Origin of the sequence: Allomuricauda sp. ANG21, assembly GCF_040705235.1 — a bacterium.
GTDB classification, from domain to species: domain Bacteria; phylum Bacteroidota; class Bacteroidia; order Flavobacteriales; family Flavobacteriaceae; genus Flagellimonas; species Flagellimonas marina.
In genome coordinates this window covers 1-26231 of record NZ_JBFCVT010000005.1, presented here as the reverse complement: position 1 = coordinate 26231, position 26231 = coordinate 1, and the positions used below count along the sequence as shown (strand labels likewise).

General features: G+C 40.7%; 30 protein-coding genes, 3 tRNA genes and 1 pseudogene. 12 read left to right on the top strand and 22 right to left on the bottom strand.

The genetic code is table 11. The features are described 5' to 3' along the window. Positions 1 to 50: 50 nt before the first annotated feature. On the top strand, positions 51 to 197 hold the full coding sequence (locus AB1A65_RS07955) for an SsrA-binding protein (RefSeq protein WP_366587572.1): 147 nt from the start codon (positions 51 to 53) through the stop codon (positions 195 to 197). Here AB1A65_RS07955 and AB1A65_RS07950 read toward each other — a convergent pair. Further along, positions 194 to 706, bottom strand: a complete 513-nt coding sequence (locus AB1A65_RS07950) for an adenine phosphoribosyltransferase (protein WP_366587570.1) — start codon at positions 704 to 706, stop codon at positions 194 to 196. The two genes, AB1A65_RS07955 and AB1A65_RS07950, sit on opposite strands and share 4 nt — an antisense overlap. Positions 707 to 833: 127 nt before the next feature. On the opposite strand from AB1A65_RS07950, the gene AB1A65_RS07945 reads away from it, so the two are divergent. Both AB1A65_RS07945 and AB1A65_RS07940 read left to right on the top strand, forming a co-directional pair. Further along, positions 834 to 1091, top strand: coding sequence for a GIY-YIG nuclease family protein (locus AB1A65_RS07945; protein ID WP_366587568.1), 258 nt, complete (start codon positions 834 to 836; stop codon positions 1089 to 1091). Further along, a tRNA-Arg gene (locus AB1A65_RS07940) sits at positions 1069 to 1142 on the top strand. The genes AB1A65_RS07945 and AB1A65_RS07940 overlap by 23 nt, the downstream gene beginning before the upstream one ends. 69 nt (positions 1143 to 1211) lie before the next feature. Here the strand turns inward: AB1A65_RS07940 and AB1A65_RS07935 are convergent. The 14 genes from AB1A65_RS07935 to AB1A65_RS07870 all read right to left on the bottom strand — a co-directional run bounded on the left by AB1A65_RS07935 (position 1212) and on the right by AB1A65_RS07870 (position 13237). Further along, on the bottom strand, positions 1212 to 2522 hold the full coding sequence (locus AB1A65_RS07935) for a Gfo/Idh/MocA family oxidoreductase (protein ID WP_366587567.1): 1311 nt from the start codon (positions 2520 to 2522) through the stop codon (positions 1212 to 1214). 265 nt (positions 2523 to 2787) lie between these two features. Next, the gene (locus AB1A65_RS07930) at positions 2788 to 4086 is read right to left on the bottom strand and encodes a mandelate racemase/muconate lactonizing enzyme family protein (RefSeq protein ID WP_366587565.1); all 1299 of its coding nucleotides are present in this window, start codon (positions 4084 to 4086) and stop codon (positions 2788 to 2790) included. A 270-nt stretch (positions 4087 to 4356) separates the two neighbouring features. After that, positions 4357 to 4851 carry a GNAT family N-acetyltransferase gene (locus tag AB1A65_RS07925; protein WP_366587562.1) on the bottom strand — a complete coding sequence of 165 codons (495 nt, stop codon included), beginning with the start codon at positions 4849 to 4851 and terminating at the stop codon, positions 4357 to 4359. A gap of 120 nt (positions 4852 to 4971) precedes the next feature. After that, positions 4972 to 5718, bottom strand: a complete 747-nt coding sequence (locus AB1A65_RS07920) for a Rid family hydrolase (RefSeq protein ID WP_366587560.1) — start codon at positions 5716 to 5718, stop codon at positions 4972 to 4974. Between the two features lie 37 nt (positions 5719 to 5755). Then, the gene (locus AB1A65_RS07915; protein WP_366587558.1) at positions 5756 to 6271 is read right to left on the bottom strand and encodes a cupin domain-containing protein; all 516 of its coding nucleotides are present in this window, start codon (positions 6269 to 6271) and stop codon (positions 5756 to 5758) included. A 2-nt stretch (positions 6272 to 6273) separates the two neighbouring features. Continuing rightward, positions 6274 to 6870, bottom strand: a complete 597-nt coding sequence (locus tag AB1A65_RS07910) for an NAD(P)H-dependent oxidoreductase (protein WP_366587556.1) — start codon at positions 6868 to 6870, stop codon at positions 6274 to 6276. Between the two features lie 62 nt (positions 6871 to 6932). Next, positions 6933 to 7826 (bottom strand): sigma-70 family RNA polymerase sigma factor, encoded by an 894-nt coding sequence (locus AB1A65_RS07905; RefSeq protein ID WP_366587553.1) that lies wholly within the window; start codon positions 7824 to 7826, stop codon positions 6933 to 6935. Between the two features lie 164 nt (positions 7827 to 7990). After that, positions 7991 to 8578 carry a Crp/Fnr family transcriptional regulator gene (locus AB1A65_RS07900; RefSeq protein ID WP_366587551.1) on the bottom strand — a complete coding sequence of 196 codons (588 nt, stop codon included), beginning with the start codon at positions 8576 to 8578 and terminating at the stop codon, positions 7991 to 7993. 194 nt (positions 8579 to 8772) lie between these two features. Beyond that, on the bottom strand, positions 8773 to 9384 hold the full coding sequence (locus tag AB1A65_RS07895; RefSeq protein ID WP_366587549.1) for a hypothetical protein: 612 nt from the start codon (positions 9382 to 9384) through the stop codon (positions 8773 to 8775). A 174-nt stretch (positions 9385 to 9558) separates the two neighbouring features. Next, on the bottom strand, positions 9559 to 9834 hold the full coding sequence (locus AB1A65_RS07890) for an ATP-dependent Clp protease adaptor ClpS (protein ID WP_366587547.1): 276 nt from the start codon (positions 9832 to 9834) through the stop codon (positions 9559 to 9561). Positions 9835 to 9855: 21 nt separating this feature from the next. Then, a complete protein-coding gene (prmA, locus tag AB1A65_RS07885; protein WP_366587544.1) occupies positions 9856 to 10689 on the bottom strand; it encodes a 50S ribosomal protein L11 methyltransferase in 834 nt (277 codons plus the stop codon). 13 nt (positions 10690 to 10702) lie between these two features. Then, on the bottom strand, positions 10703 to 11452 hold the full coding sequence (tpiA, locus tag AB1A65_RS07880; RefSeq protein ID WP_366587541.1) for a triose-phosphate isomerase: 750 nt from the start codon (positions 11450 to 11452) through the stop codon (positions 10703 to 10705). A gap of 27 nt (positions 11453 to 11479) precedes the next feature. Next, on the bottom strand, positions 11480 to 12574 hold the full coding sequence (locus tag AB1A65_RS07875) for a BT_3928 family protein (protein ID WP_366587539.1): 1095 nt from the start codon (positions 12572 to 12574) through the stop codon (positions 11480 to 11482). A 114-nt stretch (positions 12575 to 12688) separates the two neighbouring features. Continuing rightward, a complete protein-coding gene (locus AB1A65_RS07870) occupies positions 12689 to 13237 on the bottom strand; it encodes a DUF1599 domain-containing protein (protein WP_366587537.1) in 549 nt (182 codons plus the stop codon). Between the two features lie 96 nt (positions 13238 to 13333). On the opposite strand from AB1A65_RS07870, the gene folP reads away from it, so the two are divergent. Genes folP through AB1A65_RS07855 form a run of 3 tightly spaced genes read left to right on the top strand, consistent with a single transcriptional unit; the run spans position 13334 to position 15761 of the window. Next, positions 13334 to 14167: a dihydropteroate synthase gene (folP, locus tag AB1A65_RS07865; protein ID WP_366588062.1), complete on the top strand. Its 834-nt coding sequence runs from the start codon at positions 13334 to 13336 to the stop codon at positions 14165 to 14167. A 44-nt stretch (positions 14168 to 14211) separates the two neighbouring features. After that, the gene (gene cdaA, locus AB1A65_RS07860) at positions 14212 to 14997 is read left to right on the top strand and encodes a diadenylate cyclase CdaA (protein ID WP_366587535.1); all 786 of its coding nucleotides are present in this window, start codon (positions 14212 to 14214) and stop codon (positions 14995 to 14997) included. Further along, a complete protein-coding gene (locus AB1A65_RS07855; RefSeq protein WP_366587532.1) occupies positions 14997 to 15761 on the top strand; it encodes a DUF3667 domain-containing protein in 765 nt (254 codons plus the stop codon). Before cdaA ends, AB1A65_RS07855 begins: the two co-directional genes overlap by 1 nt. A gap of 3 nt (positions 15762 to 15764) precedes the next feature. On the opposite strand, the gene AB1A65_RS07850 is transcribed toward AB1A65_RS07855, so the two are convergent. Both AB1A65_RS07850 and truA read right to left on the bottom strand, forming a co-directional pair. Beyond that, on the bottom strand, positions 15765 to 17537 hold the full coding sequence (locus AB1A65_RS07850; RefSeq protein ID WP_366587530.1) for an ABC transporter ATP-binding protein: 1773 nt from the start codon (positions 17535 to 17537) through the stop codon (positions 15765 to 15767). Further along, a complete protein-coding gene (truA, locus tag AB1A65_RS07845) occupies positions 17524 to 18276 on the bottom strand; it encodes a tRNA pseudouridine(38-40) synthase TruA (protein WP_366587528.1) in 753 nt (250 codons plus the stop codon). The genes AB1A65_RS07850 and truA overlap by 14 nt, the downstream gene beginning before the upstream one ends. Before the next feature lie 88 nt (positions 18277 to 18364). On the opposite strand from truA, the gene AB1A65_RS07840 reads away from it, so the two are divergent. Then, positions 18365 to 18859, top strand: coding sequence for a metallophosphoesterase family protein (locus AB1A65_RS07840; RefSeq protein WP_366587526.1), 495 nt, complete (start codon positions 18365 to 18367; stop codon positions 18857 to 18859). A 62-nt stretch (positions 18860 to 18921) separates the two neighbouring features. Here AB1A65_RS07840 and AB1A65_RS07835 read toward each other — a convergent pair whose 3' ends face one another. Further along, positions 18922 to 19332 (bottom strand): DUF4293 domain-containing protein, encoded by a 411-nt coding sequence (locus AB1A65_RS07835; RefSeq protein ID WP_366587524.1) that lies wholly within the window; start codon positions 19330 to 19332, stop codon positions 18922 to 18924. 192 nt (positions 19333 to 19524) lie between these two features. Here AB1A65_RS07835 and rho point away from each other — a divergent pair, with 192 nt between their 5' ends. The 4 genes from rho (at position 19525) to AB1A65_RS07815 (ending at position 23406) form a co-directional block, all read left to right on the top strand. Then, positions 19525 to 21117, top strand: coding sequence for a transcription termination factor Rho (gene rho / locus AB1A65_RS07830; RefSeq protein WP_366587522.1), 1593 nt, complete (start codon positions 19525 to 19527; stop codon positions 21115 to 21117). Positions 21118 to 21249: 132 nt separating this feature from the next. Continuing rightward, on the top strand, positions 21250 to 21924 hold the full coding sequence (locus AB1A65_RS07825; protein ID WP_366587520.1) for a hypothetical protein: 675 nt from the start codon (positions 21250 to 21252) through the stop codon (positions 21922 to 21924). A gap of 129 nt (positions 21925 to 22053) precedes the next feature. Next, the gene (locus tag AB1A65_RS07820) at positions 22054 to 22614 is read left to right on the top strand and encodes a hypothetical protein (RefSeq protein WP_366587518.1); all 561 of its coding nucleotides are present in this window, start codon (positions 22054 to 22056) and stop codon (positions 22612 to 22614) included. Between the two features lie 99 nt (positions 22615 to 22713). Continuing rightward, positions 22714 to 23406, top strand: coding sequence for a hypothetical protein (locus AB1A65_RS07815; protein ID WP_366587515.1), 693 nt, complete (start codon positions 22714 to 22716; stop codon positions 23404 to 23406). Positions 23407 to 23477: 71 nt separating this feature from the next. Here the strand turns inward: AB1A65_RS07815 and rpsT are convergent, their stop codons facing one another. From rpsT to proS, 4 genes are all read right to left on the bottom strand, one after another. Continuing rightward, complete coding sequence (rpsT, locus tag AB1A65_RS07810; RefSeq protein ID WP_207096905.1) at positions 23478 to 23729, bottom strand: 30S ribosomal protein S20; 252 nt, start codon at positions 23727 to 23729, stop codon at positions 23478 to 23480. 34 nt (positions 23730 to 23763) lie between these two features. After that, a tRNA-Glu gene (locus tag AB1A65_RS07805) sits at positions 23764 to 23835 on the bottom strand. A gap of 81 nt (positions 23836 to 23916) precedes the next feature. Further along, positions 23917 to 23988 (bottom strand) — tRNA-Glu (locus AB1A65_RS07800). Between the two features lie 82 nt (positions 23989 to 24070). After that, entirely contained in the window at positions 24071 to 25546 is a 1476-nt protein-coding gene (proS, locus tag AB1A65_RS07795) for a proline--tRNA ligase (protein WP_366587513.1), read from the bottom strand. Between the two features lie 95 nt (positions 25547 to 25641). Between proS and AB1A65_RS07790 the strand changes: the two are divergent. Next, positions 25642 to 26231: pseudogene (locus AB1A65_RS07790) on the top strand (hypothetical protein); the annotation flags it as partial.

Here is a 26231-nt window from a genome sequence, read left to right as displayed (position 1 = left end):
GACAGATAGCAACATCTTGGTTATATTTGTAATGACCAACACAGTGGACCATGTTCTATAAGATTCTTGCCAAAATCAATAAAGCCATTCTTCCCTCCTACACCAAACGGGGATTGGATTTAGCAAAAGCATCAAAATTACAATTGGCGATAATTGGATGGCGGTACTATATCACCACAAGGGCGCTGGACAGTTAGTATTGCAGCAAAGACTCAATTTGATATCCATTTAGCTTTTCGGCCCCGTTCAAAAAAGTAAGCTCGATCAAAAAATTACACTGAACCACTTCTCCTCCTAATTTTTCAACCAGCTTGCAAACCGCACTGACTGTTCCTCCCGTTGCCAAAACATCATCATGAATCAATATCTTCTCCCCTTTTTTAATGGCATCGGTATGGATTTCCAAAATTTCAGACCCGTACTCTAACTCATAGGCCTCTGAAACTGTGTTATAAGGTAATTTTCCTTTTTTTCTTACGGGAACAAAACCTGCTTGGAGCCGTGCTGCCAACATGGGTGCAAAAATAAAACCCCTACTGTCCACCCCAACCACCTTATCAATCTTTAAGTTTGTAGTGAAGTTGTACAACGCATCACACGCTTTTTTTAGTGACTGAGGATTTTTTAAGAGCGGTGTAATATCCTTGAAGGTCACACCAGGCTTTGGAAAGTCTTCAATATCGCGGATGTAGGCAGCAAAATCCATAAATAATTTTAGATGAGGTGGTTTTGTAGTAAAGGTAAAAAGAAATATATTTGCAGCCCTGTTAAAAGGACGCGTGCCCGCCCGTGCCGAAAGGCACATTCGGACGGGGCGCAAAAATGAAATTTTGATGTTCTTTGTGTATGTACTGTACAGTCCTGAGTTTGAACAATTTTATGTTGGTTTAACGACTGATATTGATAGACGGCTGACGGAACACAACAATGGAAAAAACCAATCGACAAAGGCTTTTATTCCTTGGAAGATGGTTCACAAAGAAAACTTCGAAACCCTACTGCAAGCCAGAAAAAGAGAAAAGTACTTGAAATCAGCTGCTGGAAGAAGGTGGAGAAAATTACATATTAGGCCGCGTGGCGCAACTGAATAGCGCATCTGATTACGGCTCAGAAGGTTGCAGGTTTGAATCCTGCCGCGGTCACTGAAAATGAAGGAGTTGGAGAGGAATTTTCACCAACTCCTTTTTTATTTGGCCAACGTGCCAACACTTCTAGTATTTTCTACGTTTTCTTTTTCTCATTTTGTTGGCCTCTGCATCTCCCTTAAACCTTTCCTTGACTGGATCCCACTGCAAAGGTCGGCCCAATTCATAAGCAATATTGGCCACATTACAGATGGTTGCCGAGCGATGACCCGTTTCTACATCGCATATAGGTTGGTTCCGGGTCTTTATGGCGTCTAGCCAATTTTGATAATGATTTCCCCTGTCGTTGAAGAGCGTACTTGGGTCACCACCATTGGGCATCAATATTTTTTCGGGTCTAGTTTCCAAAAAAGAACGGCTTACATCCAATTCTCCTTCGGTGCCTATAAATCGTACCGCCCAGCTTCTCCCAAAGTCTTCATGCACCATTTCAATACCGTTTTCATAAAACATGCGTAAACCCCGCACAGCTTTGGGGTCTTCTGGCGGAATATATTCAACAGGGCCTGTTCTGTCCATGCCCAAGCACCATTGGGCAATATCGAACATATGCGTGCCCCAATCTGCAAGTATACCGCCTCCGGTCTCTTTGAAATCGCGCCATGCTGGATACCCTTCAACTTCTTTTGGAGCAATGGTATGATGGTAGGTCAATAAGGGCGCTGGGCCACACCAAAGATTCCAATCTACTCCCTCTGGAGTCGGCTCGGCAGGAAGATCATATACTCGGTAAGGGTCTCCCACATTTACTAATACTTTTTTGATTTCCCCCAGTTTTCCTGAACTGACCATTTCTTGCGCCTTTCTGAATTTTTCCCAGGAACGCTGCATACTACCAACTTGAAGTACTCTTTTATTCTTTTTCACTGCATCAACCATGTCCCTTCCGTCTTTAATGGTGTTGGTCATGGGTTTTTCACAATACACATCCTTTCCTGATTTCAAAGCATCTATGGATTGTATGGCATGCCAATGATCGGGAGTAGCTATGACAACTGCATCAATATCATTACGTTCCAATAGCTCTTTGTAATTTATATAGGTGGATACTCCATTGTACTTTGTAATGTTTCTTTTTTCGGCATAATATCCTTCCACAACACTTTTGAACCAATCTTGTTTTGAGGTCCAAACATCGCTTCCGGCCACAATTTGAGCAGAATTAGTGTATGATAAGAATTGATTTGCCAATATGCCTCCTTGTTTCCCCAGGCCTATATATCCTAAATTAATTTTATCGCTGGGTGCAATAAACCCTTGGCCCAAAACATGCCTGGGAATAATAGTAATGGAACCTACTGCCAGTGCCGAGGTTTTTAGAAAATTCCTTCGCGAATTGATTGTGGTTTCATTCACTACTCCCTCCTTTTTTTTCATTGTACCTATTTTAAATTATCGTTTATGCTTCAAATTACTCTCCACCAGAAGCACCCATATCTTGGAAGCCAACATGTTGAACTTAGGAAGAAAAACTAACCATCTATCTTTTTTGCACTGAAATTATTTACAGTGCCACATTCAAAATTCAGATAAGCGCCCTAACGTAAATTAATTTTTATGTTTGCTCGATTTAGTCCCTGTATTTTTAATGTCCTCTTGAACCAATCGTTTTGGCACTACGTAATCTTCTATCAAGTGATTTTTATTCAAAAAAAGGTATACCAGGTGTGGCATATTTTCGCATAGCCTCCTCATTGATCTCCACGCCAAGTCCAGGTTTGTTTGGTACGGGTATGTAACCGTCCTTGGTTAAAAAATCACCCTCAAAATTGACAATTTCCTTGAACATTTCACTTTCATGGAAGTAAATCTGCCATTCAAGAATAAGAAAGTTGGGTACTGCGGCACAGACATGGGCCGACGATATTGCTCCAAGATATGAGGCGACCATATGCGGTGCAAAAGGCGTATTATAGGTATTGGCCAAATTGGCTATACGCAATCCTTCACCCAAACCTCCACATTTTTGAAGGTCCGGCATAATAACGTCCACTGCACCAATTTCAAAGGGATGTCTAAAGCCATAGGTCAAGTACCAATTCTCACCCCCGCAAATAGGAGTTGTAGTTGATTCACGAATACGTGCATACGACTCTGGAACCTCAGCAGGCACAGGTTCTTCCAACCACATAAGATTATAAGGTTCCAAAGCCTTAGCTATTTTCATGCCCGAAGCTTCATCAAATCTACCATGGCAGTCCACACAAATATCTATGTTAGGCCCCACAGCTTCACGCACCGCAGCAATTTGGTCCTCCATACGCCTTAGTTCAGGAATACTTACGCTCCAGTTGTACAAATCCAATTTATTGGGGTCCTGGCGGTCATCGATATCAAATTTCACCGCAGTGAATCCGTATTTGTCCACATCTTCCTTTGCTCTTCTGCCCATTTCCTGTGGCTCAAGCCGACTTCCGGCCGTATCGCAGTAAACTCTGATCTTATCCCGAAATTTACCGCCCATTAATTGGTAAACGGGCAATCCCAGTGCCTTGCCCACCAAGTCCCACAATGCTGTTTCCAAGGCTGTCATTACACACACATACATACCTGCTTGAGCTCCTTTAAACAGACCTCCCCTGCGCATTTCTTCTTGGAGTCGATTAATGTTCAATGGATTTTTGCCAATCAAGTGGTTTTTCGCCAAGTGGTGCACAACGTGGTATGTTCCGTAAACCCCATCAACACCCTGGCCATGACCAACGATATCCTGATTGGTATAGATTTTTACAAAAAGGCTGTGTTCATTTCGGATAAACCCGCATTTCACAGCTGTAATCTTAAGATCGGAAGGTGCCGATGATTTTGGTGTTTTTTCAATGGAGCATGCCAATCCATTATAGGAAGTGGCCAATAGTGCACCGCTAATACCCAAAGTAGTTCTGGACAAAAAAGAACGGCGCGACGTCTTTTTGCCAACGGACGAAGAAAATAGTTTCATTGATTTTGATTTTGATTTCGATTTTGATTTGTCAACAACTAAATATACTAAAAATGAAAATAGATTTTCAATAGAAGGCCAGTATACTCATCCTAGCTAAAACCATACATCGTTTGTAAAATCCAGACATTCATGTCTAGCCATTCAGAACAAGTAAGCGATGATGAATATATAGTTCAACAAAAAACGCCTTAGTTTCGACGTTCTTTGTTTCGCTTTTTTCAAAGCAGAGCTTTTAAATAAATTTTGAGAAGTCACTGGAGCTCATCTTTAAAGGATGTCTTTTTCAAGAACATAATCATCCATTACGTAGCCATTACCTATATCCTGTACAATGGAGTCCACGCTGACGAATCCCATGTTATCGTAAGCTTTAATTGAGTTGGAATTGTACTTGTTGACGGTCAATCTTATTTTAGGAATTCCATGTTCGCGTGAATACGATTCCATAAAAGTGATTGCTGTTTTAGCAATTCCATTTCCCCGAGCTGATTTTAGAACGTAGAGCTTACTCAAAAAGAGAAAGTCTTCATCCATGTCAAAAGAAAAATAACCCACAAATTCCTCTTTAAATTGGAGCAAGTAATAAGCAATCCCCTTTTCCAATTGGTCTTGAATTGCTTTGGTCGACTGAAACTTGTTCAACATATAATTCACCTGTCCCAATCCAATTATAGGCGTATAATGTTCGGTCCAAATAGTTCTGGCAAGTTCTACCACCGTCTCAATACTTGCCATTGACTTTACGGACACAATATTCGTCATACTACTAAACAACTTGGTTGCCAATTTTGAAAGTCAAATTAAGGGAAAAACCTGAAAATCTGTGGAACAAAAAGATTCCAGACTTATTTTAACACCTATTCTATCTCTTTAAAGGGAGCTCTACGCGTTTACAATGCACGGGTAGTTACCCAAAAGCCACCATTTATGGTCTTCCTTGACCAAGACTATCAAAGATTCAAACTGTAATTCTTTGCTTTTTAATCGCACCCTTGCGTAGGCCAAATCTTCCAAGATCTCCAAATGAATTGTTTCCATGGTTCTGGGAGTTCCACCAAACGTTCCCTCTTTGACCAAACCGATGTACTGCTCCTTATTCAAATGAAAGATTCCCTTTTTGGCAAAAAAGCCAGACTGAACATTTCGATAGTTCTTGTGAAGGGTATTGGTCAAAAGTTCAACATCACTAGTATCACCTCCTTTTATAAATGCATTTAGGGTTTCCATTACTTTTTTAGATTGCCTATTGGACTGCTTTATTGCGGTTGCTTGAATTTCAATTTTCATTCTTGGGTCCGAAAGCCCGGCAGCTATCATTGTGGCAGCTGGCTTGGATTTGCCAAAGTATTTTCTCAAGATGGGCCAACACGCTTCAAAATCACTGGCATCTGGGAGGATATAAGTGATCCTGATGACGTCCTCCAATTTGGCACTGGCTTTTTGAAGCGCATTTTGGATGTTTCTAATGCATTGATCAGCCTGAACCATCACGTCATCTGATATGGTCATCGTTTCATAATCAAATCCTGTAGTTCCCGAAACAAAAATCCAATCATCGCAAACCAAAGCCCTTGAATACCCAATTTGTTCTTCAAAGGTTGACCCGGAGGTAATATGTTGTTTTTCCATTGGTATCATTTTTTAATTTTTAAAATAGATTTTGCTATTACTTTGTTTTCAATATCATCTGGGCTGAATCCACCAAAAAACTATCATATTTGTTATATAGCTTTTGATATTTTTCAGGATTTATGGGGTCTTCACCCAATATTTGGTGCAAGCCTTTAAAAAACCCTTCCCTTTTCATTGAAGGATTAAAAACAAGCATCAACCTAACTATCTCATCAGAATCGTTTTTAAATCCATGTGGTGTAAATCTGGGAACAAAAACCACCGCTCCTTTTGAAAGCTGCTTCTTTTCAGTGCCATGCATTACAGTTAACGTACCCTCTGTTACTATAAAAGTTTCATCCATAAACCGATGGTAGTGTAAATTGGCGCCAATGGTCTTGGGCTGTAGAACAATCTCATAAATACCCATCTGGTCATTGGTAAGGTCGCTGGTAATCTTGTATGTGAATGAGCCACTGCCGAGTTGCATTTTCTCTCCTTCACCTGGATGTATGATATGGGAATTGTCCACCAACATATCTTCAAGATAATTTTCTGTCATGTTGTCCATTGTTAATTTCGATTGAAGCATTGTGTTATTTGTTCTCTTGCGGATTTAAATCGGTTTGCGGAACCTTCATGAGCTGTGCCGTTTATGGAGAAAGTAGCTACATCTACAATACCAATAAAATTTAAAATTCCTTGAAGGTATCTTTCCACCCCGTCCGGGGATTCCCCGTTTATAGACATGCCTCCCCTGGACACAATTACGGCTGCATTTTTCCCGGATAGCAATCCTCTTCTGGTATAGTTATTTGGGTCATAGCCAAAAGTTTTATTGATGCGAACCACATGGTCTATATAGGCTTTTAAGGTGCTTGGGGTGGAATAATTATAAACCGGTGAGCTTATCAATACGGTATCTGCCAACTCCAATTCATCAATCAACACATTGGATATATGCAGGCCGTTATCATCCCCTTCCGTAGTATTGAATGCAGAAAAAACAAATCGGGTAAGGTGCGGTATCTCAAATTTTCCCAAATCCCGATAGACTACCTTCGATTCGGGATGGTGTTCCTTCCATACAGCTTCGTAATGGTCCGCGGCTTTTCTGCTGAAGGAATCCTTCAAGTTAAAACTTGAATCAATTCTTAAAAGTGTTTTCATACTTCTTCGTTTTTCCTAATAGACAAATGAAGAAGCGTTTTCGTGACAAGGATGAGGAATTTTCAGTTGATGTGCCGATCCAGATAGGCCAATAATTTTGTAATATGCTGGTTGGCCACAACTCCTTTGGGTTGGTGAAGGTTCCGTAATTTTTCAGGGTCTACAATGGAATAGATAGCGGACAACTTGTTATCGGCATTAAAATTGAACACCATACAGCTCATTGTTCTATTATGGGTCTTAAACCATAGGGCAGGTTGATGGTTGACATAGGCAAAGGTGAATTCTTTGCCGTCCAGAAACATACCGTAAACATATTGCAGCAATTCTGCGGTTCTTTGTTTGCCCTCCGTGATTCTAGTGACCACTTTAACCGAGTCACCACCATCTGCCATTAAACAGATGTCCTCGGCGAAAAGGGACTCCAACGTATCAGTATCGGCTGTCATTAAGGCATCAACATAAGGATTTAAAGAGTCTTTTGGTGGTAAATCTTTTTTAAAGGAATTGTTTTTCAACTTTTTTCTGGCTCTTACATATAATTGCCTACTGTTGTCTTCAGATATGTGGAGAACATCGGCAATGTCCCCGTGCCCATAGTCGAACCCTTCCCTAAGAATAAATACTGCCCTTTCTTTGGGGTTGAGTTCCTCAAAAAGTACCATCAAGGAATAATTGGCCACTTGTTCTTTGATCAAGGGGGCATCAGCTGACTCAGTTGCTATGGGTTCCGGCAACCAAATTCCATATTTGGAAAATTTACTGCTCCTTTTCTTAAAATTTATGGAAAGATTGATTACCATTTTTATAAGGTAATTAACCTCGTTCTCTACTTTGGATTTGTCCAATGTGATATATTTTTCCATTACATCTTGAACAACATCATGGGCATCCTCCAAAGAACCCACAATATTATAAGAGTAGGTAAGTAGCTTGGAATATATGGACTTTGTCATAGTATGCTTTTAAAATCATAGGAAAAACCATAGACCTTCCCCATATTAATGACAATTGAAAAGTGACTTATGTGACAAGGTTCCACAAAATAATTTACAATACTTATTGAGCCATAAAAAACTACACCTAAGCATTTTTACGGCCAATTATAGTACCCCATACTTTATTTCATCAATCTAGATAGTGTCTCGGGTCGCATTGCCAAAAATGAGGCCAAATGCTTTCTAGGAATTCGCTTGACAATTTCTGGTTTGCTATGTTCCAAAAAAAACTCCAATCGTTTTCTACCATTGGGTATGCGGGCCAAATACACCCTATGTTCGGCCATGACATAATATTGTTCCAACATAATCCGATATATCTGCCTTATTTCAGGGAAATTATCAAGACAATACTTATAATCTTCATATTCTAAATAATCACAATGGGTGTCTTCCATAGCCTGTATATACTCCCTAGTCTTTTCATGCTTAAAAAAACCAGTAATAGAGGTAAAAATCTCATTCTCGGAATCTATCCACGTTGTTATATCCGTCCCCTCACTTACAAAATAACCTCGCACCAAACCTTTTTTAATCAGATACAGTTTATCACAGATTTCTCCTTCCCTGCTTATTAGTTCGTTTTTTCTGAAAGAAATATTCTTGATTTTTTCCACCAAAAAAGATTTAAGGCTTGGGCTTAGTGGATAAATGGCATTAAGATAGAGTAAAATGAAGAGGTTCTTCTCAATTTTTTGTGTGGATGACATTCTACTATGGTTTGTTTCTATTACAAATGTCTTATTCTGAATATCACAAGACATTTGATTATTAGCACTGGTCTGGTTATTTTTTGCCTAAATGGTGTATGCTAATCAAAAATATCCACTCCATACATTGGTAGCAAGCGATCTTTGAAATTTTATGCTAAACGACTCATTCAATGGGTTAAAATACATTCTAGCTAGGGTTGAACACCCAAGATAGAATCCAAAAGTTTTTTAGAATTGATCAACTCTGTTTCCAACCGTTGGTTTTCCTCCATATATTGTAAATGCAACTGTTCAATTCTTCGTTCAAACTCATCTGCTGGGACATAATCTGGCTCCAAGAACGAGCTGTTTAAAATACTGATTAGGGTGAACAGAAAACTAATGCCAATTGCAGAAATAAGGATAATAAGCAAGGTTTTTTCCCTTTTCAACCTGGGTGAGCTTTTTTTCAGAAGTTGCTTTTCGTCCTTGCTCAATTTTCGGGTACTGGACAACTGCTCAACGAATACATCCCACTTCTCCTCTTCCTTTACATACATATCCTTAAATCCGCCTTCTTCCAAAAAATCTTCGGTGCTAGGGGTAGAGGCCAGCATAAAAATATCCATTCCATTCCCGCTCATCACATCCAAAAGTTCCATATCATACTCTTGGATTTCCTTGATCAGTTTTTCCACAAATTGCAGGCTATAGTTTGGGCGTAAAAATTCATCATACAATGTCTGTATTTCAAAATAATCCGTGCGCTCAAGAGCATATTCCAAAAAACGATCTTTTAATTCAGCCTTAAAGAATTCGCTCATTCCTATAAAAGAAGATTAGATATTGGTTTTTTGATTGTATTGCTGTCCCTGCAAATTTAGTCTATATAATGCCTGTTACCTGTAATTTCAATGTAAAGAATTTATCACCTCAAAATTTGTGGCAGTAAAGTGCTGGTAAAATGCTTTTACGAATTTCAAAACCGTTCCGGAAAATTAGACAATCTCGGCATTTAACCCAGCTTGCAACAATTTGGAGCATTTTGGTTTTAAATAGGAATATTCCCCGGTTTTTACGGTACATTTACCGTTGTAGTGCACAATAAGGGAGCATTGTTCTGCCTGTTCCGGAGTATGTTCGCAGACATCGATCAATGTTTCAATGACGTGATCAAACGTGTTTACATCATCATTAAAAAGTACAATTTCATTTTGCTTAACCGTCTCCTCTTCCAGAAGAAGGTCTTCCAAGCCTTTTTCTTTTGTGCCCATAATCGTGGAGTTAATGCCTTTCTAATTTACATATTTTACTGAAATCCAGCGGTTCTTCTCCAGTTTTTTTTCAAATTCTAAACCATTGGCCTTACATTTTGAAGAAATGGCATCTAAATCCTCCAAATAAAATCCACTTAGAAAAAGTTGGCCACCTGCATTGAGGCATTGGGCATAAATGGGGATGTCTTCCAGCAGTATATTTCGGTTGATATTGGCCAGGATTACATCGTATTTTTTTCCCTTTAGTAAACCCCTGTCTCCTTGAAAAGCTTGAATATCAGAACAATCGTTACGTTCCACATTTTCTTGGGTATTCAAATAGCACCATTCATCAATATCGATGGCATCCACAGGCCCAGCTCCCCTTTTTTTGGCCAATATGGCCAATACCCCGGTGCCACAACCCATATCCAAGACGGATTTACCTTTAAAATTGTTTTCAAGGATATGCTCCAACATCATATGGGTGGTCTCATGGTGACCCGTTCCGAAGCTCATTTTGGGTTCAATGACAATGTCATATTCCACATCGGCTGCCGCATGAAAAGGTGCCCGAACCATGCACCTATCCCCTACTTTTATAGGATGGAAGTTTTTTTCCCACTCCGCATTCCAGTTTTGTTGCTCAATTTCTTTACGGGTCCAAGTGATGTCAAAATCGGAATGCTCCAGAACGAATAAATCATCTAGAATACCTTCCTTCCATTCCGATTTTAAGATATAGGCCAACACCCCCGAATCGTTCTCTACAAAACTTTCGAAGCCGGCTTCACCTAATTCCGCAATAAGAATGTCCGCCGCGGGCTGCAGCGGATTTATTTTAAAATCGTATTCCAGATACACCAATGCCATATGGCGCTAAAGATTAAATCGCTTCAATAATGGCGACAAAATCATCTGATTTAAGGGATGCTCCACCGATCAACCCACCATCCACATCAGGTTTGGAGAAAATATCAGAAGCATTGTCCGGCTTTACACTACCTCCATACAAAATGGAAACTTCATCGGATACGGAACTGTCGTAGGCTTCGGAAATAGTCTTTCTGATAAAAGCGTGCATCTCTTGGGCTTGCTCAGGTGAAGCAGTTTCGCCTGTGCCAATGGCCCAAACCGGTTCGTAGGCCAAAATGATGCTTTTCCAAGCTTCGGCGTCCAAATCGAACAGGGCATTTTTCAATTGACTTTCCACTACAGAGAAATGATTGTCAGACTTTCGGTCTTCCAATTCTTCGCCAAAGCAGAAAATGGTCTTCAATCCTTTTTCTACAGCTGTTTTCACCTTTTTGGCCAAAAGTTCATCAGTTTCACCAAAATAGGCACGACGCTCGGAGTGACCTAGAATAACGATATCCACATCGATGTTCAGAAGCATATCCGCCGAAATCTCACCGGTATAGGCACCACTCTCCGCAAAATGCATATTCTGGGCCGCTACTTGTATGGTAGAAGCCTGAAGACTTCTTTTTGCTGCGGCCAAATTCACGAATGTTGGTGAAACAATAACTTGCGCTTTGGTGTCGGGCAGTTTTGCAGAAAGCTCAGCTAATAAAGCCTCTGTCTCTTCCAAGTTCTTGTTCATTTTCCAGTTTCCTGCCACTATTTTTGTTCTCATGTTGTTGGTTTTTCTTGTGTTCTATTATTAAAAAGAAAGTTTGTCAATATCGTTGTAGTGTACTTTTTGTTGAATGGTTCCGTTCTTCAATACCAATACTGCTGGATTGGAACGGACGATAGTTTTTAAGGCTGTCTCATCGGTAAAATAAAAATCGAAAGGTAATTTGTATTGCTTTTCAATCTTGTTGGCCAATTCATCGTTGGAGGCCGACATACCAATCACTTTATATCCATTTTGCTTGGCTTTTTCGGTTACTTGGGCCACTCCTGAAAAAGTGTCATAGTTGCTTTTAGCCAAATCATAAGCGATGACCATGACCAATTTATCTTCGCTCAAAAATTCAAAGGCGAAATTTTGTCCATCCTTTTCAATGGTGAAATCATGAATAGGCGGTTCATAGCCTTCCTGTATTTGTGTAGTTTCAACATCCACAAATTCCCCGTCCACGGAGGGATATTCCCCATTGGTTACAATTATTTGGTCCTCCCCGTTTACTTTGAATCGCCATGCATATTCGTAAATGGGCTCAGGGGCCCCTTCGGGAACGGTCATCCCATCTTCAATGTTTGCTCCTATTTTGTAGGGCCTAAAATCCACTGACGGTAAATGGTTCAATACATGATTGGCAAACAAAATACAGGCCAATAGGGCCACTCCACCCACAATCCAGTTGGTTTTTGTATTGAACAGCGGTGTGATGTACTTCTGTCCAAAAAATAAAATCAATATCAAGACCAAAAGAATCACATCCTTTGTAAAGGATTCCCATGGCGTCAATTTTATGGCGTCACCAAAACAACCACAATCGGTTACTTTGTTGAAATAGGCGGAATAAAAGGTGAGGAAAGTGAAGAAAACAATCATCGCCAAGAGGCTCCAGACGGTAATCTTGGGTTTAAACCCTATCAATAAAAGGACGCCCAATAGTACCTCAACAATAACCACAAAAATGGAAATTCCCAAAGCGATGGGTTCCAAAAAAGGTAAATCCAGAACAGCAGGGCTAAAATATTCCTCCAATTTAAATGAAAACCCAACGGGGTCGTTCAATTTTATGAGTCCACTAAAAATGAACAACACCCCAACGATAACTCTTGAAATCCAAACCAAATAGTTCATATTTTTTCAAAATAAAATTTCAACTTCCAACAACTTAAATAACAATACCGACTTGGTTTGACACGAATCCCACTAATTTTCACAAATGTATTCATCTCCATAGGTAGTGGCATTCTACGATTTGGGATTTGCTGATAGATGTATTAACGCAAACACTGCATAATTGACCATATCTTGATAATTGGCATCCACGCCTTCGCTTACCAAAGTGGCTCCTTGATTATCCTCAATTTGTTTTACCCGAAGGACTTTCTGTAAAATAAGGTCGGTCAAAGAACTCACCCGCATATCGCGCCAAGCCTCTCCATAATCATGATTTTTATCCTCCATCAACTTTTTAGTGAGGGCCACTTCCTCATCGTACAGGGCAATGGCCTCTTCAGCGGTTAAATCGGGTTGCTCCACAATTCCTTTTTTAATTTGTATGAGCGCCATAATGGAATAATTGATGATTCCAATAAACTCGGATTGTTCCCCTTCGTCCACTTTTCGAACCGCATTCTGTTGCAGGCTGCGGATGCGCTGTGCCTTTATAAAAATCTGGTCGGTAAGGGAAGGAAGCCGCAAAATACGCCATGCGGTACCATAGTCTTGCGCTTTTTTTAAAAACAATTCCCGGGAGGTTTGGATCACCGCATCATATTGTTGGGAAGTCTGCTGCATGTATTGTTGCTAATTTGCGTAAATTTCGTCCAAATGAGCGTGCTAAAAAAGCACTTCGTCAAAGATAATGAAACACAAACGAAGCAGGTATTCTTTATGACCATAAACTGCAAAGGTGAACTTATAGATGTATCAACCCCAAAAGTAATGGGCATCCTGAACCTGACCCCGGATTCATTTTACGATGGTGGAAAATATAAGGATGAAGTCGCTATTCTGAAACAAGTTGAGAAAATGCTCGAAGATGGTGCTACCTTCATCGACATGGGTGCTTACAGTTCCCGGCCTGGGGCTGAACATGTTGATGAAGATGACGAGCTCAAACGCATGCTTCCCATTGTAGAATTGATTTTGAAGCATTTTCCGGACACTTTGATTTCGGTAGACACCTTCCGGAGCAAGGTCGCTGCAAAAAGTCTGGAACGCGGTGCGGCTATCATCAACGATATTTCTGCAGGAAATTTAGATGCCGAAATGTTCAACACAGTGGCCAAATATCAGGTTCCTTATATTATGATGCATTTGAAAGGAACTCCGCAGTCCATGCAAAAAGAGGCTGTTTATGAAGACTTGATCAAAGACCTTCGATTTTATTTTTCGAAGAAAATGAAGGATGCCACATTCAAAAAAATAAACGACATCATTATTGACCCCGGCTTTGGATTTGCAAAAACCACTGAGCAGAACTATACCCTTTTGAACCATTTGGACTTTTTCAAGGCTTTTGAAGTTCCTTTGTTGATTGGGTTAAGTAGAAAATCCATGATCCATAAAATCTTGAACTCAAATCCAAAAGAGGCCTTGAACGGGACCACCACCTTACATACCATTGCACTTTTAAAAGGAGCCAATATTTTACGCGTACATGATGTAAAAGAAGCTGTGGAATGCATTAAACTTGTGGAAGTGCTAAAAGCGAACGCACTATAATTTTTGGTTCTTCTATTTTTGCTAATTTTACAAAAACACCGCGGTTGGAATTTTTAAATTTTCTCGAGTTTAAAATCACAGACATCATCGACATTGTGCTCGTGGCCGCGCTGCTCTACTACATCTACAAGCTGGTCAAAGGCACGGTGGCCATCAATATTTTTATTGGTATCGTTATTGTTTGGGCCCTCTGGAAGCTCACGGAACTCCTTCAAATGAGAATGATCAGCAGCATGGTCGGTGGGTTTATGAACATCGGGCTTATTGCTCTGATTATTGTGTTTCAGCAAGAGATACGGAAATTCTTACTGATGATTGGTTCCACGAATTTTGCCTCCAAACGGAATTTCATTCGTCATTTTAAATTTTTAAAGCAAGAAGCTGTCCCTACTGTTACAGACGTGGAGGCGATTGTTGGAGCTTGTGAACGAATGGGAAGTACCAAGACCGGAGCCATCATTGTTATAGAGCGCAATAACTCCCTGGACTTTATAAAATCCACTGGGGATGCCATGAACATTGAAATCACACAACCCATTTTGGAAAGTATATTTTTTAAAAACAGTCCATTACATGATGGGGCTGCGGTGATTCAAGATAATTTTATTACCGCTACGCGGGTGATTTTGCCTGTTTCCAATGACCGAAACATTCCCCTCCGATTTGGTTTACGTCATAGAGCAGCTGTGGGTATCACCGAAAAAACGGATGCTATTTGCCTTGTGGTCAGTGAAGAGACGGGGTCCATTTCATATATCAAGAATGGGGAATTTGTTCCCTTTAAGACCTTTGAGGAACTCTCACAGCAAATTAAGAAAGATTTGGAGTAATGGATTGTAAGAACTGCCATACCAGCCTAAGGTCAGACTTCAGTTTTTGTCCCACCTGTGGCGGTAAGGTCATTCGCAAAAGACTTACTTTAAAAAATGTCTGGGAAGATTTAAGTGTTCAAGTCTTTAATCTTGATAACACCTTACTTAAAACCTTTAGGCATCTCTTCACCAAACCAGAATCCGTCATTAACGGTTACATTTTGGGAACCCGAAAAAAATACATGAATCCCATTAGCTATTTTGCCATTGCCATAACGCTGGTCGGAGTTCTGTTTTATGTGCTTCGAAAGGTGTACCACGTTGACCTTTTGAGGGGTACCATTTCAAATAATTCAGAAACACCAAATCTGGATTTTGTATTCGACTATCAAGGTCTTATCACTTATTTGATCGTTCCTGCATATGCCTTAATGACCTGGTTCCTTTTTTTTGACAAAAAAAAATTGAATTATACCGAGCATGTGGTTGCCAATGCCTATATCACTGGGCAGGTTTCTTTTGTTCAAGTGATTATTTCCCTACCTCTATTTGGATTGACGGACATTAGATATGATCTTTTCACCTGGTCCTTCTTGCTTCTAACCATATCCTATCAATTCTATGTGTTCAAAAAAATATACAAAATCGGTTTTTGGAGTACTTTTCTCCGTGGTTTCATATACCTTTTTCTCTTTGTTCTGCTCATGATGGTCATTGGAACCTTGATCATTGTAGTTTCTTTGACCACCGGACGGCTGTCCCTTGAGGATTTTAGACCATAAGAATCAGGCTACTTCCTCTTCCAAAAACTGGGCCGTGTACAAGTCGTTGTAATACCCGCCTTTTTTCAGCAATTCTTTATGGGTTCCAATTTCTACAATCTGTCCTTCATCCATCACAATGATCTTACTGGCTTTTTTGATGGTCGCAAGTCGGTGTGCAATAATAATTGACGTTCTTCCTTCGGTAATCTTATCGGTGGCCTGTTGAATCAATTGTTCTGAATAGGTATCCACTGAGGATGTTGCTTCATCCAAAATCAAAATACTGGGGTTGCTCACATAGGCGCGCAAAAAGGCAATTAATTGACGCTGTCCGCTGGACAACATGGTTCCCCTTTCCTTTACATTATATTGATAGCCGCCCGGTAGGCTTGAGATGAAATCGTGCACCCCAATTTGTTTGGCTGCCCCTTCAATCTCTTCTATTGAGATGTTTTTGTCACGGAGTGATATGTTATTGGCAATGGTATCGGCAAAAAGAAAGACATCTTGCAGTACAATCGCAATATGTGATCGAAGGGATTGCAGGGTGAAATCATGAATACTGACCCCATCAATCAAAATTTGGCCTGAATTGATTTCATAAAAACGGTTGAGCAGGTTGATGATGGTCGATTTTCCCGCACCTGTGGCCCCCACAATAGCGACAGTCTCGCCGGCTTCTACCTTAAAGGAAATGCCATGAAGCACCTCTTCATCCTTGATGTACCCAAACCGCACATCCTTAAATTCAATATCGCCCTTCACATCATCTCTTACCAAGGAACCCTCATCCGCTATGTGGCTATCGGTATCCAAAATCTTGAAAACCCGGTTGGCCGCCACCATTCCCATTTGCAAGGTGTTGAACTTATCCGCTATCTGACGAAGTGGACGGAACAAAAGGTCCATCAAAAAGAAAAAGGCTACGATGGCTCCTTTATTCTCCAGACCTATATTTTCAATGTTTTGGATGACCCCAAAATAGACCACTAACCCTATTCCAATGGAATTGGAAATCTCGGCAATGGGGAAAAATATGGAGTTGTACCAGACTGTTTTCAACCAGGCATTTTGATGCTTTTCGTTGATTACACGAAACTTTTCCTTCTCTATCTCCTCTCGGTTGAATAGTTGAACTATTTTCATTCCAGCTATACGTTCTTGTACAAAGGAATTGAGGTTGGACACTTGTGCCCTAACTTCAACAAAAGCTACCTTCATGGCCTGTTGGAACAATCGAGTCGCGACCAAAATCACAGGGAGAATGGCAAATACGATCAATGCCAATTTCCAGTTCATGATTGTCATGATGATGGCTGCTGAAATCATCTTGAGGACATCGGCCACAATCATAAAAAAGCCTTGACTAAAAATCTCTCCGATGCGCTGCATATCAGCTACGGCGCGCGTTACCAAAACACCAATGGATGAATTATCGAAATAGGTCATTTTAAAGCTCATCATTTTTTGGAAGAGCCTTACTCTAATATCCTTAATTACCGATTCCCCCAAAAGGTTTGCATAGTAGTTAAAAGCCAACTGCATGGTCACTTGCCCGATAAGCAGAACCAACATCAACATTACAGCTGAAAACAGGGCTTGTGAGTTCTTGCTGTCCAAGGCTTCATTGATAATGTCCTGCACCAAAATAGGGATTCCCACAGCAAAGCCAGCGGATAATATGGCAGCAATGGCCACCACCCAAAAAATAAGCCTGTAGGGCTTTGTATGTGCAAAGACCCGTTTGAACAACCGATAATCAAACGCTTTGCCTATTTCGTCACTTTTGCTCATTAAATATTTCTTTTGGATACAAAACCTTGGTCAAATATAATCCTTTTGCGGGGACGGATACCCCGGCTTCACTTCTGTTCTTGCTTGCGATGATGGTATGGATTTCTTCTGGAGCCATTTTGCCCACACCTACGTCCAATAACGTTCCCACCACGGCCCGTACCATATTCCGAAGAAAGCGGTCCGCGGTTATAGTAAAAACCAATCTATCTTCCTTTTCCTCCCATTTGGCATGCCGAACATCACAGATATAGGTCTTCACATCTGTATTGGACTTGGAAAAACATTCAAAATCTGAATGTTCAAGTAAAAGGGATGCTGCTTGATTCATCGCTTTTAAATCCAATGGATATTTCACAAAATGGGCAGAATCGGCATAAAAGGGGTTCTTTTCCTGTACCACCCAATATTCGTAGGTGCGTTCCTGGGCATCAAATCTGGCATGGGCCTCTTGAGACATCCTGCAAATCTGTTGAACTGCAATATCTTCGGGCAAAAATGCATTTAAGCGGTAGACCAATTCCTCTAGATCTTCAATTTCATTAAAATCAAAATGGGCAAACATTTCCTTGGCGTGCACACCGGTATCGGTCCTGCCGGCACCAACGACTTCCACTTTTTGTCGCAATAGCGTGGACAGGGCTTTCTCCAATACCTCTTGCACGGTTAAGGCGTTGGGTTGGTTCTGCCATCCGTGGTATGCTTTCCCGAAATAGGAAAATTGGATAAAATATCTCAATGGGATTCCTTATTTTTAAGTCGTTAAAGATAATTCAATCCCTCCCAACAGGAATCCAACCTTTATTTTTTAGCATATTTTTAGCGTTATGACCAAAATTCTATTGCTTTCGGACACCCATGGCCATATAGATTCCACCATTTTAAAATACGCAGCCCTGGCCGATGAAATCTGGCATGCAGGTGACATTGGCAGCCTTTCTGTTACTGATAAATTAAAGGCTTTGAAGCCGGTCAGAGGGGTGTATGGGAACATTGACGACCATATTATCCAAAAAGAGTTCCCGGAACACAATCGGTTTATGTGCGAAGGGGTCGATGTCTGGATCACCCATATTGGCGGATACCCGGGCAGTTACAATGTTAGGATGAGAGACGAAATCAGAATGAATCCACCGAAACTTTTTATTTCTGGGCACTCACATATCCTGAAGGTGATGAACGACAAAAAACTGGGCTTGCTCCATATGAATCCGGGCGCATGCGGAAAGCACGGATTTCATCAGGTGCGAACCATGCTACGGTTTGTGATTGATGGAAAAAACATATCCAATTTGGAAGTAGTGGAGCTCGGAAAACGGTAAAAACATAAAAACCCCGGCCAAAGCCAGGGTTTTTTCGCACTAATACTACTAAGATGTTAGGTTCAACGTAAGCGATCAACAGATTTTACAAGATCTTCATCCTTTTTGATAGCCCTGTTGGCCAGGACCAGAAAAACGATAGAAAATACAGGAATCAGCATCCCAATACCCTTCTCAGAAACAACAGCTTCTCCGGATAAGCTTAGCGATCGATAAACGAAAAATCCTAGTAAAAAAAGATTCAATATCATATTCAATCTGTTTACCACAAATTGATTTTGTCGCTTCTTGTACATAAAAATGGAAAAAACCGCCAAAACTGCGGATGCGTAAAACGCAATACTGATCCACAGTTCGTTTTCGGCATAGATTTCCTTTCCATCCACATCAATCCATAAATTCAGAAAAAAAGGCAGCACACCTGTTAAAAGGGCAACAACCACTAAAAAAAACGTCTGAATTCGTTGAATCATTGTGCAAATTGATTTCAAAACGCAAAAATAGGCGTCTTTTTGAGAAATGAAGCGTAATTCTTGAAAAATAATTTGTATACTTGTGACGTTATTAGCGAAGCACTTACCTAGGAAATCTTTCCTCCAGTAGCACTCAAATAACTTTACTTCAATATTTTCAGATTAAGACACGTTTAATTTATTCATTATTTAATGTTCGAGATTTCAGATCTAAAAGCTAAAAAGCTTCCTGAGTTGCAAGAAATTGCCAAGGATCTTAATGTTCCCAAATTCAAATCTTTGAAAAAGCTGGACCTTGTATACCAAATACTGGACGTCCAAGCTTCCAACCCAAAAGCCGTGGCAGAAAGTGCCGCAGCTCCACAGAACAACGGAACCCCTGCACCAAAACCAAAACGACAAAGGACCCCAAGACCCAAAAGTGAGCCAAAAAATAAGGCCCCTGAAACGGCAGACACACAAGCTAAGGGAGATTCCAACGAGAAAAAAGAAGATTCTAGGGCACAACAGCCCCAGAAAAAGGAGAGCAAATCCAATACCTCCCAAAAGAATCAGAACCAAAACAACACCAAAAGAAACAACCAGCACCAAAAAGGTGGTGGCCACGACAAAAAGAACAGCAATTTTGACAAGGACTTGAGGAACCGATATAAGGAGCCCGAGTTTGAGTTTGACAGCATCATTGAGAGCGAAGGTGTATTGGATATCATGCAGGATGGCTATGGATTCCTGCGTTCTTCTGATTACAATTACCTTTCTTCGCCGGATGATATTTATGTATCGCAGTCGCAGATCAGATTATTTGGATTGAAGACAGGTGATACGGTTTTGGGCAACATTAGACCTCCAAAAGAGGGTGAAAAGTATTTCCCGCTGATCAAAGTGAACAAAATTAATGGCCTGGACCCTCAAGTGGTCCGTGACCGTGTATCCTTTGAGCATCTTACGCCTTTGTTTCCAAAGGAAAAATTCAAATTGGCCGAACGGCAGAGCACCATTTCCACACGGATTATGGACCTCTTCTCCCCTATTGGTAAAGGACAGCGTGGCATGATCGTATCCCAGCCAAAAACGGGTAAGACGATGTTATTGAAAGATATCGCAAATGCCATTGCAGCCAACCACCCAGAGGTGTACCAAATCATTCTTTTGATTGATGAACGCCCTGAAGAAGTTACCGATATGCAACGTAATGTGCGTGGTGAAGTTGTTGCCTCTACGTTTGACAAGGAAGCTACGGAACACGTTCGTGTGGCCAATATCGTTTTGGAAAAAGCAAAACGTTTGGTGGAATGTGGCCATGATGTGGTCATACTTTTGGATTCCATAACTCGTTTGGCTCGTGCTTACAACACCGTACAACCTGCTTCCGGTAAAGTATTGAGTGGTGGTGTGGATGCCAATGCATTGCACAAACCAAAACGTTTCTTTGGTGCGGCCCGTAATATTGAAAATGGAGGGTCTCTTTCCATTATTGCCACGGCTTTGACAGAAACAGGCTCAAAAATGGACGAGGTAATCTTTGAAGAATTTAAGGGTACGGGCAACATGGAGCTTCAGTTGGATAGACGAATTTCCAACCGAAGGATTTTCCCTGCCATCGACCTTATTTCTTCTTCTACACGAAGGGACGACCTATTGTTGGATGAAAATACCATTCAACGCATGTGGATCATGCGCAAGTATTTGGCAGATATGAATCCTGTGGAAGCCATGGAATTTATGGAGCAGCGCATCAAACAGACCAAAAATAACGAAGAGTTTTTACTTACAATGAACGAATAAATTAATTCATTGATTTACAGTTAATTATAAGCCCTTTGGAATTTTTCAAAGGGTTTTTTCTTGAATAATATTAAAGAAAAAACCTATCTTTAAATCAGTTTCCTCAAAACCGAACTTTAAAACACTTCAACTATGAAAAACCTCAAAAAAGTTGCCGCCATCATACTTGGCGCTTTTTTATTTACGCTTGGCGCATGCCAACAAGGCCCTAAAAAAGAAGAACCTGCTGAATCCAAAGCCGCGGTAGAACAAGAAAGGGTATCACCCCCGGAGGGCATTATTTCTTTGGAAGAGTCAAAGTCCCTTTATGACAATTACACCAAAAACCGCTTAGGCATTATTCAACAATACGAAATGGAGCGTAAACCTGAAGAAGAATTTGAAGCCGCTCGTTTCACCTCGTTTACCTACGCCGACATGAAACACTATATGGCCTACATTGAACAAGAGGCCAAGGAGGCCGAAGTAGATATTTCTTCCTTACGTTTCTATTTTGCCAACTATCCAGATAAAGCCGATTTCCCAGATGGAAGCAAAATTGTACACCCTAGGCAAAACTCCATATTTATTGTGCCCACCATGAAGGTTGACGGCAAGGATTATGGGTTTTATATAGGAGGAGATGGCAAGGCAAAGCTCATCAAAGATGCCGTTGGTGAAACTGCAGTGGGTAGTACAGCAAAAAATCAGGAGAAATCCTATGCAAGTTTTGTACCCAATATTGCAACGTCTGCAATGTTACAAGATGGTAAAAGTCTCAATAAGAACCACGGTTCCTCAGGCCCTCCGCCTGATGGAGATTTTTAAAAAGAGATGCCTAAAGAGCTAATCAGACTCTTAACAGAGCATTTTTACATACCACTATATCTAATCACTTGGATAATTGCGGTTTTTAGGTACAAGAGGTTTTTTGATACACCTCTTAAGTACCTTCCCATGCTTATCATTTACACTTTTTTTACTGAGCTGCTGGGCTATTTTATCAAGTACAATGATGATTTTTTGTTTTTTTCTGATGATCGATATGCTTGGCACAATGTAATCATATACAATGTGTACCAATTGATTTTCTTTCTATTTTTCTATCGTGTCTACCGTAGAACTCTTAAAAAAGCATCTCATAGAACATGGGTGAAGTATGGAGGTTATCTTTGTGTTTTGGCCTATGTAATTAATTCCTTTATAACCAACCCATTGCACAACCGGTTAAGTTATGCCCATGTAGTTGGATCACTCATTTTAATCGGTATTCTTGTTTTTTATTTTTTGGAGAAAAAATCAGAAGAAAGTATGTTTTCCCAAATAAAAAATTTAATGTATTGGGTAAGTATTGGTCTGTTTGCCTTTTATAGTATCTTCCCTTTATTTTTGATTTTTGGAAATATAAGCATTGAGGTACAATTCTATTTTAGACGAATTTTGCTCTCCATGATCGGTGTAATGTACGGCTGTTTTATTATTGGTCTTTTGTTTGGAAAGAGACAAGCCTTTCGGTAAAACGCTGAACCCTTAAAAATTAACGCCCCAAACATTGGGGCTTTTTTTATATATTCAACCTAAATGCCATTTTCTTAATTCCAAACCACCAAAGTGTAGATGATAGAGGAAATCTTAGAAACTTTAAATACGGATTTTATAATTCTCCCCTTTTATCTGATCACGTGGCTGATTGCGGTTATCCAGTACCGCACCTATTATGATACTATTTTAAAATACCACCCCATATACCTTATGTATACCCTGCTTACCGAGTTGTTGGGGTATTTGGTGAAGTACACAGATAGCTTTCAATTGGTATCTGATGATAGGTACCACTGGTACAACGTAATCATTTACAATATCTATTCCGTGGTTACGTATATGTACTTCTTTTACATCTACTGGAATGTTTTAAGTTCTGAAAAACACAAAAAATGGGTAACGTATGGAGGATGTATGAGTATGGCAAGTTTCCTCATCAGTTTGTTCTTTCAGAATCCCAACTACTCCCATTTGTACATTGCAGAGCTCATTTCCGCGTTGATTCTGTTGTCGGTGATAGCTTTATATTTTAAGAAAAAATTTGAGTGGCACAGTTTCAAATCGCTGAGATACAATTTAATGTTTTGGACGAGTGTGGGGTTGGGCATATTCTACGCTTATTTTCCATTCACTTTATTGTTCCTGTATTTGGGGCCGGACTTATATACGAAACTTCATCTACATGACTGGCTAATTGCCCTCATCTTTGTACTATACGGAACTTTCTTGGTAGGGGTGCTGTTCCACAGAAGGAAAGATTTTCAGTAGGTTCATCAACTTTGCACCAACAAAAAAGCCCCAAAAATGGAGCTTTTCATATTTTAAAAGGAACAAAGGGATTACATTGCTGCAACCTTGCTCATCAATTTACTTTTTAAGTTGGCGGCTTTATTGGTGTGAATGATATTCTTTTTCGCCAGTTTATCAATCATCCCAACAACAGTGGGCAACAAGGCTTCAGCAGCTTTCTTATCCTCCTCGGTGCGCAATTTTTTGATGGCATTACGCACGGTCTTGTGCTGATATCTGTTACGCAAACGAACCGCTTCGTTTCTTCTGATTCTCTTTAATGCTGACTTATGATTTGCCATTGTCTTAATTTATACTTTCTAATTTCTTTTTTTGTAGCCCGTAGGGGAATCGAACCCCTGTTACCAGGATGAAAACCTGGCGTCCTAACCCCTAGACGAACGGGCCTTAATTTAAGTACGAAGTTAAAACCACAAAGGACGAATTCAATACTTCAACCTTCGTATTTTAACCTTCACACTTTCTTCGTAGCCCGTAGGGGAATCGAACCCCTGTTACCAGGATGAAAACCTGGCGTCCTAACCCCTAGACGAACGGGCCATTAAGGTTGCACAATTGCGGATGCAAAAATACAACTATTTTTAAGTCTTGCAACAGTAATTTTTATTTTTTGGCACACTGTTTAATAGGCCTTTGCAAACAACACCCTCTGGGTGGATGGCTTTCCGGTCACCATGCATTTTCCATCTTCCTGTTTTGCGTCCAAAGGAATGCAGCGAATGGTTGCTTTGGTCTCCTCTTTTATCTTATCCTCGGTTTCCGATGTACCATCCCAATGTGCGGATACAAATCCACCTTTTTCTTCAATCACCTGCTTAAAATCCTCGTAGGAGTCAACTTCGGTAATATGCTGTTCCCTATACGCCAAGGCTTTATTGAAAATATTTTCCTGAATCTCATCCATGAGGGAGACCACTTTGTCCACCACCCCATCTGCCTTGACCGATTCTTTTTGAAGCGTATCTCTTCGGGCCACCTCATAGGTTCCGTTCTCCAAATCGCGCTGCCCAATGGCCAAACGCACCGGAACCCCTTTTAATTCGTATTCATTGAATTTGAAACCTGGCTTATGGGTATCCCTTTTGTCATATTTTACGGAAAGACCCTTAGCACGAAGTTCCTTTACCAAGGGTTCCACTTTCTCAGAAATGGCATCCAATTGGTCCAATCCTTTGTATATGGGCACAATCACCACCTGAATCGGTGCCAAATTAGGAGGGAGCACCAATCCATTATCATCACTATGTGTCATCACCAAAGCTCCCATCAGTCTAGTGGAAACTCCCCACGAGGTTGCCCAAACATATTCCTGTTGCCCTTCCTTGTTCGCGAATTTCACATCAAACGCCTTGGCAAAATTTTGGCCCAAAAAGTGCGATGTACCAGCCTGAAGCGCCTTTCCATCTTGCATTAAGGCCTCAATGCAATACGTCTCTTCGGCTCCGGCAAAACGTTCGCTCTCCGTTTTGGTTCCTTTGATCACAGGAACCCCCATGTGTTTTTCGGCAAACTCCGCGTACAAGTTCATAATAAGCTCAGCCTCCTCCACTGCCTCCTGTTTCGTAGCGTGGGCGGTGTGGCCTTCTTGCCATAAAAATTCCGCAGTACGCAAGAAAAGTCGTGTACGCATTTCCCATCGGACCACATTGGCCCATTGATTTACTAAAATGGGCAAATCACGGTAAGATTGCACCCATCTTCTATACGTATCCCAAATAATGGTTTCTGATGTAGGGCGAACGATCAGCTCCTCCTCCAGTTTGGCATCTTCATCCACTACAATACCACTTCCATCCTCGGCATTCTTTAGACGGTAGTGCGTTACAACGGCACATTCCTTGGCAAAACCTTCCACATGGCTAGCTTCCTTGCTCAAGTACGATTTTGGAATAAAAAGTGGAAAATAGGCATTCTCATGACCTGTTTCCTTGAACATCTTATCCAACTGGCCCTGCATTTTTTCCCATATGGCGTATCCATAGGGTTTTATGACCATGCAACCTCTAACTCCTGAATTTTCAGCTAAATCCGATTTTACGACAAGTTCATTATACCATTTGGAATAATCTTCGGCTCGACTTGTTAAATTTTTACCCATCTACTGTAGTTTGGCACAAAACTTGTGTTTTTATTAGCAAGAATAATTCGGTAAAACTAATTATTTTTAGTATGTTCAACAATAAAAATTGCACAATGATAAAGTCTACACCCCTTCCAAAATTTAAGGTTTTTGCCATACTCCTTGTGGCCGCTTTCCTTGCGGCTTCATGCGGATCGTATCAGCAGGCCTCTTATTATGATGATGGCATCTATGCCAGCGGCAATAGAGTGGTCCATGTGGAAAAAAAATCTGCGGAGGCCGTTCGAATTGAAGAACGAGAAAGCAACATCTATGGTGATTATTTCGGCGCAAAGGCCGATGAATATGCAGAAATTCTAGATGATGAGATTTTCACCGATGTTGATAGCTATTCCAGTCAATCACAAAATGACACCATTCCTTACGGTGAACAAACCGATTATTTTGCCTACAACAACAATTATAACGGTAATCCCGGTTGGGGAGACAATCCTACCAATGTTTCCATTAATGTATATGACAACCGTTGGGCCTGGGGTGGCTTAGGTTGGGGGTGGAACGACCCATGGCTTTGGAACGCTGGCTGGGGATGGAATGCCGGTTGGGGCTGGGGAGGTCTCGGCGGGGGATGGAACAGTCCTTGGAGATGGATCCGTTGGGGCTGGGGTGGCTTCTACGGCGGCTGGAAGAATCCCTATTGGTG